Annotated in this window: 14 protein-coding genes and 1 pseudogene; 3 read left to right on the top strand and 12 right to left on the bottom strand. The window is 61.0% G+C overall.

Going from position 1 to position 13,830, the window contains the following annotated elements; translation table 11 throughout:
* Positions 1-70: 70 nt before the first annotated feature.
* A pseudogene (locus tag BVK86_RS30070) lies at positions 71-283 on the bottom strand (MFS transporter); the annotation flags it as partial.
* A gap of 77 nt (positions 284-360) precedes the next feature.
* Positions 361-549 carry a hypothetical protein gene (locus BVK86_RS29210; RefSeq protein ID WP_139315748.1) on the bottom strand — a complete coding sequence of 63 codons (189 nt, stop codon included), beginning with the start codon at positions 547-549 and terminating at the stop codon, positions 361-363.
* Positions 550-643: 94 nt separating this feature from the next.
* On the opposite strand from BVK86_RS29210, the gene BVK86_RS04435 reads away from it, so the two are divergent.
* The gene (locus BVK86_RS04435) at positions 644-1,786 is read left to right on the top strand and encodes an aminotransferase class V-fold PLP-dependent enzyme (RefSeq protein WP_075945271.1); all 1,143 of its coding nucleotides are present in this window, start codon (positions 644-646) and stop codon (positions 1,784-1,786) included.
* A 1-nt stretch (position 1,787) separates the two neighbouring features.
* Here BVK86_RS04435 and BVK86_RS04430 read toward each other — a convergent pair whose 3' ends face one another.
* The 3 genes from BVK86_RS04430 to BVK86_RS04420 form a co-directional block, all read right to left on the bottom strand.
* Entirely contained in the window at positions 1,788-3,914 is a 2,127-nt protein-coding gene (locus BVK86_RS04430; protein ID WP_075945270.1) for a TonB-dependent receptor family protein, read from the bottom strand.
* Between the two features lie 146 nt (positions 3,915-4,060).
* Positions 4,061-4,363: a DUF1330 domain-containing protein gene (locus tag BVK86_RS04425; RefSeq protein ID WP_075945269.1), complete on the bottom strand. Its 303-nt coding sequence runs from the start codon at positions 4,361-4,363 to the stop codon at positions 4,061-4,063.
* A 98-nt stretch (positions 4,364-4,461) separates the two neighbouring features.
* Positions 4,462-5,130, bottom strand: coding sequence for a type 1 glutamine amidotransferase domain-containing protein (locus tag BVK86_RS04420; RefSeq protein WP_075945268.1), 669 nt, complete (start codon positions 5,128-5,130; stop codon positions 4,462-4,464).
* Positions 5,131-5,262: 132 nt separating this feature from the next.
* Here BVK86_RS04420 and BVK86_RS04415 point away from each other — a divergent pair, with 132 nt between their 5' ends.
* Positions 5,263-6,186: a LysR family transcriptional regulator gene (locus BVK86_RS04415; RefSeq protein ID WP_075945267.1), complete on the top strand. Its 924-nt coding sequence runs from the start codon at positions 5,263-5,265 to the stop codon at positions 6,184-6,186.
* Between the two features lie 48 nt (positions 6,187-6,234).
* On the opposite strand, the gene phnX is transcribed toward BVK86_RS04415, so the two are convergent.
* The 6 genes from phnX to BVK86_RS04385 form a co-directional block, all read right to left on the bottom strand.
* Positions 6,235-7,062, bottom strand: a complete 828-nt coding sequence (gene phnX, locus BVK86_RS04410) for a phosphonoacetaldehyde hydrolase (RefSeq protein WP_075945266.1) — start codon at positions 7,060-7,062, stop codon at positions 6,235-6,237.
* An 86-nt stretch (positions 7,063-7,148) separates the two neighbouring features.
* Positions 7,149-8,021: a LysR substrate-binding domain-containing protein gene (locus tag BVK86_RS04405; protein WP_075945265.1), complete on the bottom strand. Its 873-nt coding sequence runs from the start codon at positions 8,019-8,021 to the stop codon at positions 7,149-7,151.
* A gap of 54 nt (positions 8,022-8,075) precedes the next feature.
* Positions 8,076-9,371 (bottom strand): MFS transporter, encoded by a 1,296-nt coding sequence (locus tag BVK86_RS04400; RefSeq protein WP_075945264.1) that lies wholly within the window; start codon positions 9,369-9,371, stop codon positions 8,076-8,078.
* 126 nt (positions 9,372-9,497) lie between these two features.
* Positions 9,498-10,589, bottom strand: coding sequence for an iron-containing alcohol dehydrogenase PsrA (gene psrA, locus BVK86_RS04395; RefSeq protein ID WP_075945263.1), 1,092 nt, complete (start codon positions 10,587-10,589; stop codon positions 9,498-9,500).
* A 206-nt stretch (positions 10,590-10,795) separates the two neighbouring features.
* Complete coding sequence (locus tag BVK86_RS04390) at positions 10,796-11,074, bottom strand: hypothetical protein (protein ID WP_075945262.1); 279 nt, start codon at positions 11,072-11,074, stop codon at positions 10,796-10,798.
* 89 nt (positions 11,075-11,163) lie between these two features.
* On the bottom strand, positions 11,164-11,607 hold the full coding sequence (locus tag BVK86_RS04385) for a hypothetical protein (RefSeq protein ID WP_231977876.1): 444 nt from the start codon (positions 11,605-11,607) through the stop codon (positions 11,164-11,166).
* Positions 11,608-11,905: 298 nt separating this feature from the next.
* On the opposite strand from BVK86_RS04385, the gene BVK86_RS04380 reads away from it, so the two are divergent.
* The gene (locus BVK86_RS04380) at positions 11,906-12,529 is read left to right on the top strand and encodes an NIPSNAP family protein (protein ID WP_075945261.1); all 624 of its coding nucleotides are present in this window, start codon (positions 11,906-11,908) and stop codon (positions 12,527-12,529) included.
* A 22-nt stretch (positions 12,530-12,551) separates the two neighbouring features.
* Here BVK86_RS04380 and BVK86_RS04375 read toward each other — a convergent pair whose 3' ends face one another.
* On the bottom strand, positions 12,552-13,829 hold the full coding sequence (locus BVK86_RS04375) for an FAD-dependent oxidoreductase (protein WP_075945260.1): 1,278 nt from the start codon (positions 13,827-13,829) through the stop codon (positions 12,552-12,554).
* Between the last annotated feature and the right edge of the window lies 1 nt (position 13,830).

The raw sequence follows: 13,830 nt of genomic DNA, 5'->3' as shown, positions 1-13,830 counted from the left end.
GGGTTCGACAAGCGATTTTCCAACCGAGAGCGATCGACCCGAACAAGCAGTGGCCCGTTTGGATTGCCCCGGGCCGAAACGCAAACGCCACGGCAAATACCGCAAAGGTCTTGAGCAGCGCCGCACTGGCATTGCCACTGGGGAAAAATTGCTGGGCGATGGTGGTGGCCAGGAAACCATAGACGGCGAAATCGAACCACTCGACGAAATTGCCGATACCGGCCGCCACGATCACTCTTCTCAGGGTTTGCGGGCTGACTTGTTCCGTAGTTGTGCTCGTCATGCTTGACCTCGCCAGTTCGTCGGTAAGCGAACGATTATCGAGGCAGGCGCCGCAGCGGTTCAGTTCAAAAATGTCGTTCACGTAGTCAGAACCGACGATGCCTGATCGGCGTGCTCAAGGACACAGCCTCGCGCGGCGGTTCCCAGAGCCTGCACGAGCAGATCAACAGCGGCGACCGCCAGCAACACCAACAACTGCCCGCCCGGGGGCGCGCCCAAGGCATAACCGGTGGATTGCAGGTCATGAAAATCGTCGGTGCCCAACATAACGAAGTCGCCACTCAATCCCGAGCCATCTTGTCATTTGCCAAGGCTTAGGGCAGGGTCGATAACACGGACATCTCTGCCGAAGGAGTCAACCATGTCAAAGGTCTATCCGAGTATCGATCCCGAAGGGCTGGTCGAGTACTCAGTGGTCTACACCGACCGCTCGCTCAACCACATGTCGCAGTCATTTCAAGGCGTGATGAAGAGCATTTCCAGCACCCTGAAACAGGTCTACAACGCCCAGGCTGTTGCGGTGGTTCCGGGCAGTGGCACCTTTGGCATGGAAGCGGTGGCGCGCCAGTTTGCCTCCGGCCAGCAATGCCTGGTGATACGCAACGGCTGGTTCAGCTATCGCTGGAGCCAGATCCTTGAGATGGGCAACATCCCGGCGGCCACGACGGTGCTCAAAGCCCGGCCGGTGGACACGGGTCGCCAGGCGGCCTACGCCCCACCCCCTCTGGACGAGGTGCTGGCAGCCATTGCGGCGCAAAAGCCGAAGATTGTCTTTGCCCCCCATGTTGAAACCTCGTCAGGGATTATCCTGCCCGACGAGTACCTGCGTGCCGTCGGCGACGCCGTGCATGAGGTGGGTGGTCTGTTCGTGCTGGACTGCATCGCTTCAGGCACGCTTTGGGTGGATATGCAGAAATGCGCAGTCGACCTGCTGATCAGCGCTCCCCAGAAAGGCTGGAGCGCCTCACCTTGCTGCGCCCTGGTGATGCTCAGTTCGTTGGCCCTCCAGCGCATCGAACAGACGCAGAGCAGCAGCTTCGCCTGCGACCTGAAAAAGTGGCTGCAGATCATGCAGGCCTACGAACAGGGCGGCCATGCCTACCATGCGACCATGCCCAGCGATTCCCTCGCGCGATTCAACGACGTGATGAAAGAGACGCAAGCTTACGGTTTCGACAAGGTCCGCGCCGAGCAACAGGCGCTGGGCGATCGGGTGCGCGCCCTGTTGACCGGCAAAGGCTTCAAAAGCGTGGCCGCTGCCGGCTTTCAGGCCCCTGGCGTCGTGGTGAGCTACACCGATGATGGCGACATCAAGAACGGCAAGAAATTTGCCAGCCACGGCCTGCAGATCGCCGCCGGAGTGCCGTTGCAATGCGACGAGCCGGCCGACTTCCAGACCTTCCGAATCGGTCTGTTCGGACTCGAAAAGCTGCACAACATCGAGCGTACGGTCAGCACCCTCGAGCAGGCACTGGACGAGGTGATGGGGGACGACTCGCACTGACTCAAAGCAGGCTCCACGACACCCCGAGGTACATCGCCATGCCTTCACCGGGCGTGGATCGCGCCGCGTCGAGCCCTTTGTCGTCGTAGCCCGGGGTGACGGTGGCGGCGTAGTGCTTGTCTGTCAGGTTGCGCATGTCCAGCCACGTCTGCCAGTCGCCCTTGGGCGCGTTGTAACCCAGCGTCGCACCGAATATCGCGTAGGGGTCGGCGTAGTAGCTGTTGGCGTAGTCGACTGCAACCTTCGATACCCACTGCGTGTTGAACGCCGCGAACAAACCCTGTGGCCAGTCGTAGCGCAGTTCGCCCTGGTAGTAGTGCATCGGCAGGCCCGGCAGGCGGTTGTCGCCGAAGCGCTCGTCGTCGCGGTAATGGAAGTCACTGAAGGTGTAACTCTGGCGCAGGCTCAGTTGGCCGCCACGGTCCGGCGACCACAGGGTGCTCAACAGGCTGGCTTCCACACCCTGATGCACGGTCGGGCTGGCGTTGAGTTCATAGGGCGTGGTGGCGTTGGCATCCGGTAACACCGAAAGCAACTCGTTGTGCACTTGGGCGTAATACCAGGCCAGGCTCCATTGGCCCATCGCGCTGTCGCCGCGACCTCCGAGCTCCAGGGTGGTCGCGGTCTGGTTTTTCAGTTCGATCGGATCGCGCTGGGCACCCGTGGCCGGGCCCGTGCCAGCCGGGAATCGAACGTTGGAGCTGTAGATCAGCGACCAGGGATGCGGGGCCTCGACGGAACGACTGAGGTTGCCGAACAGTTGCAGGTCAGGCGTCAGTTGATAGCGCAGTCCCACGCGCGGGGCGTAGTCCCAATCGCTCAGGCTGGTCTTGCCGCCCGTTTCGGGGTAGGTCACCGCACTTTCCCGGCGGGTGTAGAGGGCGGCAAGGCCGGTGGTCAGCCACAGGTCGTCGGCGATCTCCAGATCATTGCCCACGTGCAGCACGCTGTCCGAACCCTGATAGGTGAAATCGCGGATGTGCGTGCCCGGCGCGTAACCGGCAGTGTTGCCGGTGGGAATGCGCACCTGCTCGCTGGCGCCGGCGTTGGGCAGGTGCTTGGTCACGCGCAGGCCCAAGGTGCTTTGGCTTTGCAGGCCCCAGAGGGTATCGCGACGCTTGTAATCGAACGTGCCGCTGACATCGGTGTACGCGACCTTCAGGCGGTTGGGACCTTCGCGTAAATCCATCGGGTAGTCGTGGTAGACAAGGCCGGTCTGGATGCTCGAATCGTCATCGATATAGAAGGTGGTCTTGTTGCCGATAAACGTGCTGCCGGGTTGCTCACGGCGGTCATCGCGCGACACGTACGCGGGGTTGGCGGCCCGAGGATCGTGTTCGATGGAGTGCTGGGTTACCCGGCCGGCGAGGTCGTTGTCGGTCTGGCGGTAGCGCAGGTAGAAGCGGGTTTCCAGGTTCGGGTTGAAGCGATAACCAACGTTGGCAATCACCCCCTGGCTATCGCTGGCGGTGTGGTCCTGATAGCCATCGGCATTGGAGTCGGTCATCGACACGTAGTAATCGAAATCGCCCAGAACTTGCCCGGAGCTGACCTGGCGTTGCTGATAGCCATGGCTGCCGGTCGCGTAGCGTACTTGCAACTTCGGCGCGTCGTAGCCGGTGTGGCTGACGTAATCGATGGCGCCACCCAGCGCCAGTGCGCCCCTGTCGAAACCGTTGGCGCCGCGCAGCACTTCCACATGATCGAGCCACAAGGGTTCCAGCAACTCATAGGGCGTGCCGCCGGGGCCGGTCAGCGGCAGACCGTCGAGCATGGCGTACAACCCCGAGGCGTGGGCGCCGGGAGCACGATTGATCCCCGAACCACGGATTGAAATTTTCACCCCTTCGTTACCCGCCGACTGCGCATAAATCCCTGGCTGGTAAGCCAGCACATCCTGATTGCTGGCCACGCGGCCCTGCAGAGGGCGGCGCATGTCGACCACGTTGCTGCCGCCGGGCACTTGCGCAAGCCGCTCCTTGGCCTGTTCGATCGACAGATCTTCGCCACTTTGATCCTCAGCCCCGATCAACACTTGCCCCAGTTCAAGGCCCTGGGCCCCGACCATGGTCGGGCAAGCGAGGGCCAGCCCCAACAGCGCAGCGGGGAAGGAAGTGGGCGAGGGCATCGAACGAACTCCAGACATTAGACACGGGCAGTGAACACTGCGACGTAAGAATGAACGAAGGGAGCACATGGGAAATTTGCTTTTTTCGTTGAACGAGAACGGGGTGGGGCGGGCAAGCCAGTCTCGTCATCGATAAACGTCTTCAGTCATGCCGGCATAACGTCGCTGCCTTCAACCAACAGCATGCGGTATTCAGCGCCCTTCAGACGATGCTGGCGCGCTTCCTGATAGGCCGGGCTGGCGTACCACGCGCGTGCTGCGGCCATGTCGGGAAAACGCAGGATCGCAACGCCTTCCGCCGAGGGGCCTTCGAGCACTTCGAACTGGCCGTAGAAGGCGACGCGGGTGATGTCGTGGCCCGTGCGGGCGGCGGGGGCTTTCTGCGCATACGCCTGCATTTGCGCGGCGTCTTTGGTTTCTTCGCGGATGAAAATGACGTAGGCGGACATGGTTAATTCCTCAGTGAAATCATGCACAGTGCAAAAGCGGGTAGAAGCCGGATTCAAGCCCTGCCGCAGTATCCGGCAGGGCTCGCGTCAGGGCATGCTCAGCGCAACGCTTCAACAATGGTTTTTGCCAACAGGGCACTGGAGGCGGGGTTTTGCCCGGTCAGCAGGTGCCCGTCGACCACGATTTTTTCCTGCCACGCCGCGGCCGACGAATACTCGGCACCTTCGGCACGCAATGCGTCTTCCAGATTGAACGGCACGTCTGCCTGTGCGTAGCCGGCTTCTTCTTCGTTGGAGAACGAGGTCAGCTTGCGGCCGCGAATCAGCGGGGTGCCGTCCTCCCGCTTGGCGCCGAGTAAGGCCGCGGGGCCATGGCAGACGGCTGCGATGATTTTGCCGCCGTTCCAGGCTCGCTCCACCGCACGCTTGACCTCAGGATCGTTGGCAATATCCACCATCGGGCCCAGGCCGCCAGGGAAGAAGATCGCGTCGTAGTCCAGCACATCCACGTCCGACAGCTTGCGGCTGTTGGCCATGCGCCGGATCGCAGCGCTGTTGCGGAATGCCCGTTGCGCCGGATCGCTTTCGTCGTAACCGTCTTCCGGTGGCGTGCCGCCCAGTGGGGATGCGTATTCCACCGCCACACCTGCTTCGGCGAAGACCTCGTAGGGGTGAGCGACCTCAGGGAAGAAGTACCCGGTGCGACGCTGATTCGGGCCGATTTCGGCGGTGTTGGTCAGGATGAACAGGACGTGTTTGATGCTCATGATGAATTCCTCGAGATGAACAGGCTGCAATGGATTTGGCGGATCGCTTTGGATGGGCTAACTTTGCCCCATGCCCAGATATTCGAGAAATTTACTTATCTGATTTCAGATATTCACAGAGCGTTATGAGTCATGCGATACGATCTCAATCTGCTGCCGGTGTTCATGGCGCTGATGGAAGAGCGCAGCGTTACCCGCGCGGCTGTCCGTCTCGGCATTACCCAGCCTGCGTTGTCGAACGCACTGAATCGGCTGCGCGACACCCTGCGCGATCCTCTGTTCATTCGTGAGCGCTATGGCATCAAACCCACGCAGTTCGCTGAAGAGATCGCCCCGGTGATCCTTGAAACCCTGGCCAGGCTCGATGAAGTGATCATCGGCCGACAGCATTTCGATCCCGCCACGTCCACCCGGCAGTTCAACATCGCGCCGAACAGTTTTGTCGAGATTGTTCTGATGCCGAGCATCATCGCCAGACTTCGCCAGCAGGCGCCCGGGGTCAAAGTGTCCCTGACGCCCTACGGCAATGACCTGACGGAGACGGGAGTGATCTCGGGAACGACCGACATGGCGCTGGGGCGCATCATCGATCCGCCGGACAATTTGATCGTTCAGCATTTGATGGACGATGGCCTGGCCTGCGTCGTGCGCGCCGACCATCCCGATATCGCCGACAGCCTGTCGCGCGAGCAGTACGAGCAGTTGCGGCATGTCAACGTGCTGCCGCCGGGACGGATGCGCGTCGGCCTTTTCCAGGCACTTGAGCGACAAGGACTACGACGTGACCTGGCGATTTCCGTGACGCATTTCCTCGCGGTGCCGGAAATCATCGCGATGACCGATTACTGCGCGACGCTGCCTCGACTGATTTGCCGGCAGATCGCCAAAGACCCGCGGCTCAAAATCGTGCCGTCGCCTGTCGACCTCGGCAGCTTTCCCGTCGAGATCGCCTGGCATGTGCGTTATCGGCAAGACCCGGCGCACCAGTGGTTGCGCCAGCTATTGGTGGAAACTGCGTCTGAGCTGACCGGGGAAACTCTAGAGCCCAGTGAGTGAAAGCGCGGTAAGCGGTGCTCCGGAAAGCACCGCTTACCGCCTTCTGCGTCAGGCGCCTTGCGGAGTTTCTCCGCGTGCCAGTCGAGCGTTGATGTCTTCGATGATCGCCGGCAGTTCGGCGATGGTGTCGATCAGATAATGTGGGCGCGACCCTTCGAACATCTTGGCGATGCGAGTGCGTTCTACCGCCAGTTTGTCTGAGGGCAGGGCTTTGAATTGGTCGTAGGTCAAACCCAGGGCATTGCCGGAACAGGTCAGGGCCACGGTCCACATCCCGGCGCTACGGCCTTCGAGGATGCCCGGCCAGGTGTCATCGACCTTGACGCAGGCAGCGACGTCGCTGATCCCCAGGGCAATCACGTTGGCCAAGGCCTGTGCCGGGTGAGGCCGACCGTTGGGTACTTCGTCGGTGGCGACGACGTGATCGGCGACGTATCCGTTGTGGCGCGCAAGCTCGACCACTTTAGCCATGACCACCGCCGGGTACCCGGAGCAGGAGCCGATCTTCAGACCCTTGTCACGCAAGGCCGCAATGGCGTCCAGGGCGCCGGGGATCAGCGCCGAGTGCAGGGCGATCTTCTCGATTTGCAGCGGCATGAACCGCTCGTACAGTGCGGTGACATCGTCATCGGTGGGCAGGCGATCAAACGCTGCGCGGTAACGTTCGGCGATCTGCGGTTGATTGCACAGCGTGCGGATGTGATCCCACTTGCCCATGCCCATCGGACCCCGTGCCTCCTCCAGCGAAACGGCAACGCCGAATTCGGCAAACGCTTCGACGAAAATCTGCGTGGGGGCGAAGGACCCGAAATCGACGACGGTACCCGCCCAGTCCAGGATGACGGCTTGCAGCTGTGATGGTTGTTGGTAATTCATGGTGATTCTCCATTTTTTGTTGTGGGCCGGCCGTCCCTCTTGTGATCAAGAAGTAAGCCAGTGAGGTGGATCAGAGTGAGTCGCAATCAGGTGGTCGGCAGTGGGCCGGAATCGAACAGTTCGGCGATCATCGGCCGGTTCCTGCGAATGCCCAGGCAGCACAGGTGGTAGTCGATGGAAAACGGGTGATTGACGAACGTGATCGGCTTGGTGCCTGGGGTTTCGGCGTACTCGACCGCCGAGACGAAACCGATGCCGATGCCCTTGGCGATCGCATGCACGATGGCTTCACGGCTGTTGAGTTGCATGACGCAATTGAGTGCAACACCCAGCTGCTTGCAGCTTTCTTCAACCAACTGACGGGTGCGTGAGCTTTTCTCGCGCATGACCCATTTTTCATCGCTGATTTGTTCAACGTGCACTTCTTTTTGCCGGGCCCATGGGTGGTCGTCACGGACCACGGCAATGATCGGATAACGTCGGTACAGCTGTGTATCGAAGCGTTGGTCGAATTCGGAAAGCGCCAGAATGGCCACGTCGATATCGAAGTTGAACAGGCGGTCCAGGGTTTCCTTTTCAGGCGAGAACGAGGTTTCCAGTTCGATGTCCGGGTGCCGTTGCATCAATTCATAGGTCAGGTTCATCGCAATCGGCGGCGAGACCGCACCCAGTCGCAGCATACCAAGCTTGCGTTGCTTGAAACTTTGCAGCAATTGCACGGCTTCATCCTCCTGACCGAACAGCCCCTGGGTGATTGCATAGAGCTGGTGACCCGCTGAACTCATTTCGATAAAGCGGCCCCGGCGATGGAACAACTCGACCGAAAAGCGCTTCTCCAACGCATCGACCTGTTCACTGACGGTCGGCTGCCCGACGCTCAGGTACTCGGCGGCGAGGGTGAAACTGCCGGTCTTCGCCACCGCGTGAAAAGAACGCAGCCACTTGTGGTACTGGTACATGAAATGATCCTGTTCCTGGGTCGTCGCTTGTCGTTCTAGCCGCTACGTCCGCCATCAACGCCTGATGAACAGCGCGACTAAGGCGCTGCACAGGCAGGCAGCGGTGACCACGATGAAAATCAACGACGTGTTGCCGGTACTGTCGAGCATACTGCCGATCAGCGGTTCCGCCAGGCCGGCGAACAGATAGGACGAGAAGTTCATCACGCCGGTGGCGGTACCCGCGCGCTTGGCACCCACCAGGTCCGGACACAACGCCCAGAAACTGGAAGCGGGGCCGTAGACAAAGAAACCGCAGAGAAATAGCGCCACCAGGCCGGTTGCGCTGTGCGGCGCCAGGGTCCACATCCACAGGCTGGTGCCGGCACCGAGGACCATGTAGAGCATGATCGCCAGGTAGCGTTTGGAGCCGAACAGTTTGTCGGAAATCCAGCCGTTGCTGAGGGCGCCGATGGCCATGCCGACCGGCAGGGCAACGGTGATCCATTTGGGATCGAGCAGGCTGTCGCCACTTTTCCAGTCGGCGCCGAGGAAGTGCACCGGCACCCAGACGATCAAGCCATAGCGCGCGGCGTTCTGAAAGCCGAGGGACAGTGCAGCAATGATCAGGCGGAAGTTCTTCAGGACGGCCTTGTAGCGTTGCGCGGAGGTCTCGGTTTCACCGTGGGCGACTTCGTGACCTTTGTCGTCGGCGTTGGCCACGCCGGTGTCGGCCAGTGGTTCAAAACCCATGTCCTGCGGGCGCTCACGGGCCACCAGGTAAAAAATGATGCCGCCGGCCAACATCAGCAACACCGGCAGACGGAAGATCCAGCGCCACTCCAGTTGCATCACTTCCAGCACAACGATCGAGGTGACGTAGGACAGCACGGAGGCGCAACCGGCCGCGAACACATAAAAGCCATAAACCTTGCCGCGCTCTCCGGTGCTCCACCAGTTGGAGATCAGTCGACTGCCTGGCGCCCAGCCCAGCGCCTGGAAGTAGCCGTTGGTTCCCCAAGGCAGGATCAGCCCGGCAAAACCGCTGGCGAAACTGGTCACCCAGTTGGCGCCGCAGGACAGCACCGCGCCGAGGGTCATGATGCGCCGGCCACCGAATTTGTCGGCCAGGTTGCCATTGATGGCCTGGCCGATGGCGTAGGCCCAGAGCATGGCGGCCGATGCCCAGCCAAGGGTTTCCTTGGACAGGCCGAACTCGGCCTGGATGCCGGGTATGGCAAAGCCGAACGTTTGCCTTCCGGTGTAGAAAAACAAATAACAAAACATGGCTGCCAGCAGCATGCGCCACTGGGCGACCCGGAACGATGAAGTGTTTACGGCAAGGCCTGGCATGGTTTGGGCACGATTCATGATCTTTTCCTTATTCTTGTTGGTTCCCGGCGACTTGCATCGCGGGGTGCACTCTTTTCAGGTGCAGCAGGAAATCGTCGCGGCTCGTTACGCCGCTGGCAGTGCTGTGTCGGGGGCTGGCAGGACCTAGGCCGCTCGTGAACCGATGAAGTTCTTGCCGCGTGCACCTTGCATCGCGAAATCGATCATTTGCTGGGCCTGCGTGGCCGTGACGCCGTAGTCGGCGAACTCGGTTTTCACATTGAGGCTGTGCAGAAAGTTGCGCAGCCGGTCCTGGGCGCGGTGCAGGTCATTGCCGAAAATGTGCTGGAGGGTGCGATCGCGTGCTTCGTCATGGCCCCAGGCAAGTCCGAGTACCAGCGGCAGCGTGAAGGAGCAGGCGATGCCATGGGGCAGGCCGTGGTGCAGGGTCATTTCATAGGAAATGGAATGGGCCAGGGCGGTCTTGGTGTTGGAAAACGCCAACCCCGCCTTGAGCGCTGCCAATGCCATGCGGCTACGCAGTTCCTTGTTGGACAGGTCACGACTCAGGAGCGGCAAGCATTCGAGAATGTCCGAGATCGCGGAGACGGCGAAGGTGTCGGAAACCGGATTGGCGTTGATGTTCCAGACTGACTCCAGGGCATGGGACAAGGCATCCAGCCCCGTGGAGATGGTGACGCTGCCGGGAACGGTCAGCATCAACTCCGGGTCGACGATCGCCACCGTCGGCCAGGTACATTCCAGGTGCAGGGAGTATTTTTTGTGGCTGGCAGCGTCCCAGATCGTAGCCCAAGGCGTGACTTCACTTCCGGTGCCCGCGGTGGTCGGCGCCGCGATCAGCAGCTTGCTGCGCGGCGGGGTAAAGGGCTTTCCCGTTGCCAGCAACGAGAGCAATTCGTCAAAGGCCCCCGACGCGGTCCCCACGATCAAGGCTTTGGCTGTATCAATGGCACTGCCACCGCCGACCGCCAGCACTGTATGGCAATCTCCAGCCTCTTGCCAAAAGCGCTCATACGTACCGCGCAGTTGGGCGACATCCGGATTGGGTTGCACATCCTCGATCACATGGACCAGGCGATCGCCGAGCAGATCCTGGATTCGGTTAACCAGTCCCAACCCGCGGGCTTCGGGAAAGGTGACGAGAGTGACTTTCTGATTTTCGGTGAGGGAGACAAGCTCCTGCAGGCTACCCCAGCCGAAACGTGTATCGACGGGATTGTGGAATCGGGCAGTCATGGCGGGTCCTTGGTTCTTGTTGTTGGAAGTGGCTCCATGCTCGCGGCCAGGCATCAACTGCACAAATCGATAATTCGCAGGTTCGCATCGGCTGAGCCGATAACAAAGCGTGCATCGGACGCCGACTGCGTCAGCGTCACGCACATAACGGATACGACGCCAGAACGGCGTCGTGGAAGGCGTAGCGTTGTCGGCAGACCTTGCTGTTACGGCTTCGGCTCTTTGACTTCGTCTGGCGAGCCGCTCGATGTCGCGGCATCTTTTTCCGCGGCACTTGTATCAGCCCCGGAGTTGGAGCCCGATGCCTCTTCGCCCTTTTTGTCGGCCTTGTCCGCGTTGGATTCAGCGCCTTGAGCATGGTTGACGCCCGGCAGGGCGGCAGGAGGAACGGCGGAGTCTGAGCCGGTTTTTTCAGCGGCGAAGGCGAAAAGCGAGCCGGTCGACATCAGGCCCGCAAGCAGGAACACAGCGGCTTTACGATTCATGATTCGAGTCTTCCATAGAAGGGGATGTACAACGTTGGAAGAGTGGGCGACGGGAAGGTGCTGAGCGGCTGACCAGCGGTAATCATCGACTAGTCACAGGCATCGGCGACCGCTTTTTCGGCGCGATTGAGTTCCTGCTTGATGTCCGTGGTGATGCGCTGTTTTTTCAGCTCTTGACCCAGGAACGGTTGGTCGCCTTTGGATTTTACTTCCGCATCTTCGGCAACGATCTGCGCTTCGATGACGGCCGAATGCTCGTCGATCACCGCATTGACCTCCGCTTCGTTACGGGCGGTATCCAGCGCGCGAACCAGTTTGCCGGCCTCGGCTTTTTCGGCCTCGGCATAGCCTTCGACCGACAGTCCGGCGGTCATGGCCCGGGCCTGGGTTTTCAGGTCTTTGAGATGTTCCTGGTTTGCCAGGCACACCGCTGCCTGGCGTTGGCTTTCGACCTGCTCCCAACGGTTCAGCCCATAGATGCCGGCGCCCACAACGAAGAGGGTCAGGGCGACACCCAGTACTTTGCTTTTCATATTTCACCCCGCGTGCGCGCCGCGAAACAGTCTTCCGCCATCGTCGGCTGAGTCCATTCAAGGATAAAAAAGCGTAGCAGACCCCGTATCCAGTTTGCTCGATACATTCTTTACCGGTTGGACATTCGACGAGAGGAGGGCACCTCACGAAGCACCCTCCTTGTGATAAGGGTATTACCTAGCGTACTGAGGCAAATCCCGTGAACAAGGGGATTTGCCTCAATACCCCGGATCCGGGCGCTGGCATAGGCTGGCGCAATGGGAAGCCGTCGATGGCTGACAATTGCCGGAGTGGGTTATGCGTTTTTTTGAACTGATCACGTTAACGGTGCGCGTACGTACGGTGGCGGACGCCCTGGCGCGTATCGAGCTCGCGTTGCTACAGCCTGAGGTGGGCGGCACGTTGATGGGGTGCTGGGCTTCGGAGCTGGGCAAGCTGAACCAGATCGCCGTGCTGCGCGGTTATGCCGACGAAAACCTCAGACAAGCGGAGCGCGAGCGGTTTCTGCTGGCGGGGGATGTGTTCGGCATCGGTGCGTTCATCACCGATTTGCGCATTGAAAACTACAGCCTGTTTCCTTTCCTCGAGCCCCTGCGTGCCGGTCAGCACGGCCCGTTCTACGAACTGCGAGTCTACGACCTGATCAGCAGCGGCCTGCAACCGACCCTCGACGGTTGGCGCAAAGCCATCGAAGCACGCACCGCCGAACCGTATTCACCGGTGTATGCGGCCTTTTACGCCACCGACGGCTCGCTGCCGCGCTACTTGCACATCTGGCCATGGACGACCCTTGAACAGCGCCTGCAAGTGCGCACCCAAGCCGTCGCCGACGGCGTCTGGCCACCAGAAAACTCCGGCCCGCAACTGCAGGACATGTGCTCGACGATTTATCTGCCGGCGAAGTTTTCGCCGTTGCAGTGAGGCGATTTTCTGCGGCGGTGGCTCAAAATCGATCCAGCCTGTAAGCCGCCATTGTCGGTAATCCATGGCTCTGGAAAATGCTCGTCGGTGAGGCCAATTGAGCGATCAGTTGCGCGGTGACCGCCGCTTGCGTCAACCCCAGATGCTGGTGCCCGAAGGCGAGCAGTACCTTGCCGTCGCACGCGCTGTCGATGATCGGCAGCGAGTCGGGCAGGGACGGGCGAAAACCCATCCACGGCGTCGCCGCCTCAGCGTTCAGGTCTCGACGGAACAGGCCTTTGCTCAGGCGGTGCAACTGCCATGCGCGCTCCATGCTCGGCGGGCTGTCGAGGCCGGCGAACTCGACGGTGCCGGCCAGCCGCAGCCCGCCTGTCATCGGCGTCATGATGAACTTGCGCTCCAGCGAGGTGACGGCGAACGGCAACCGCTCACGCTCGTGGGGCAGCATCAGGTGATAACCGCGCTCGGTGTCCAGCGGCACTTTTTTACCGGTCAGCGCCTGGGTGAGTTGCGCTGAATGAGCGCCGCAGGCGATCAGGACCCGGTGGCTGCTCAGTTCTCCCTGATCGGTGATCAGCGACACCCCCCCAGCATCCAGATGTCCGTCCTGCACCCGGCGCTTGAGAAATTGCACACCACAGGCTTTAGCTGCGTGGACCAGTTCGCAGACCACGCGATAAGGGTCGAGGAAATGCCCGGTGCGCTCGAAGAACAATCCCCCCTGCAGGTGTTCGCTCAGTTGCGGTGCGGCATCGCGCACGGCGTTGGCCTGCCAGCGCTCGACCGGCACCTGTTGCTGGCGCATGCGCGCCTGCAGCGCTTCAATCGCCGGTTGCGAATCGGCGCGTTCGAACACCAGCAACGAACCGTCCTCCTTGAGCAGGTCGGGACGGACGATCGTCTGCAACAGCCGTTGCCACGCGCCGAGGCTGCTTTCATTGAGCGCGCGTATGCCGGCCACCGTGCGCTGGAATGGCGCCGGACGCAGGTTCAACAGTAGACGGGCAAACCACGGCAGGGCGCGCGGCATGTACTTCCAGTCCAGGCGCAACGGCCCCATCGGGTCCATGAGCATGGCAGGCAAGCGTTTCAGGATCGACAAGTCCGCGATGGGAAACACCTGCTCGGTCGCCAGATGCCCGGCATTGCCGAACGAGGCACCATGGCCGGGCTCCTGCTGGTCGATAACCGTCACCCTCAGTCCCTGACGCGCCAGTTGCAGTGCGCAGGCGACGCCGATGACTCCCGCACCGATGACGGTTATGTCGTGGCGATTGTTGGCAGTGGAATCGTTGGGCATG

It is taken from the genome of Pseudomonas reinekei (assembly GCF_001945365.1).
GTDB lineage: Bacteria > Pseudomonadota > Gammaproteobacteria > Pseudomonadales > Pseudomonadaceae > Aquipseudomonas > Aquipseudomonas reinekei.
Note: the sequence above shows the minus strand (reverse complement) of the source record. Positions and strands in the feature narration are given on the sequence as shown.

Excerpts from the sequence above, each read along its gene's own strand:
- BVK86_RS04390 (WP_075945262.1), bottom strand. The coding sequence starts at position 11,074 with ATGAATCGTAAAGCCGCTGTGTTCCTGCTTGCGGGCCTGATGTCGACC.
- phnX (WP_075945266.1), bottom strand. The coding sequence starts at position 7,062 with ATGAATTACCAACAACCATCACAGCTGCAAGCCGTCATCCTGGACTGG.
- BVK86_RS04385 (WP_231977876.1), bottom strand. The coding sequence starts at position 11,607 with ATGAAAAGCAAAGTACTGGGTGTCGCCCTGACCCTCTTCGTTGTGGGC.
- BVK86_RS04405 (WP_075945265.1), bottom strand. The coding sequence starts at position 8,021 with ATGTACCAGTACCACAAGTGGCTGCGTTCTTTTCACGCGGTGGCGAAG.
- BVK86_RS29210 (WP_139315748.1), bottom strand. The coding sequence starts at position 549 with ATGTTGGGCACCGACGATTTTCATGACCTGCAATCCACCGGTTATGCC.
- BVK86_RS04380 (WP_075945261.1), top strand. The coding sequence starts at position 11,906 with ATGCGTTTTTTTGAACTGATCACGTTAACGGTGCGCGTACGTACGGTG.
- BVK86_RS04375 (WP_075945260.1), bottom strand. The coding sequence starts at position 13,829 with ATGCCCAACGATTCCACTGCCAACAATCGCCACGACATAACCGTCATC.
- BVK86_RS04430 (WP_075945270.1), bottom strand. The coding sequence starts at position 3,914 with ATGCCCTCGCCCACTTCCTTCCCCGCTGCGCTGTTGGGGCTGGCCCTC.
- BVK86_RS04420 (WP_075945268.1), bottom strand. The coding sequence starts at position 5,130 with ATGAGCATCAAACACGTCCTGTTCATCCTGACCAACACCGCCGAAATC.
- BVK86_RS04415 (WP_075945267.1), top strand. The coding sequence starts at position 5,263 with ATGCGATACGATCTCAATCTGCTGCCGGTGTTCATGGCGCTGATGGAA.
- BVK86_RS04425 (WP_075945269.1), bottom strand. The coding sequence starts at position 4,363 with ATGTCCGCCTACGTCATTTTCATCCGCGAAGAAACCAAAGACGCCGCG.
- psrA (WP_075945263.1), bottom strand. The coding sequence starts at position 10,589 with ATGACTGCCCGATTCCACAATCCCGTCGATACACGTTTCGGCTGGGGT.
- BVK86_RS04435 (WP_075945271.1), top strand. The coding sequence starts at position 644 with ATGTCAAAGGTCTATCCGAGTATCGATCCCGAAGGGCTGGTCGAGTAC.
- BVK86_RS04400 (WP_075945264.1), bottom strand. The coding sequence starts at position 9,371 with ATGAATCGTGCCCAAACCATGCCAGGCCTTGCCGTAAACACTTCATCG.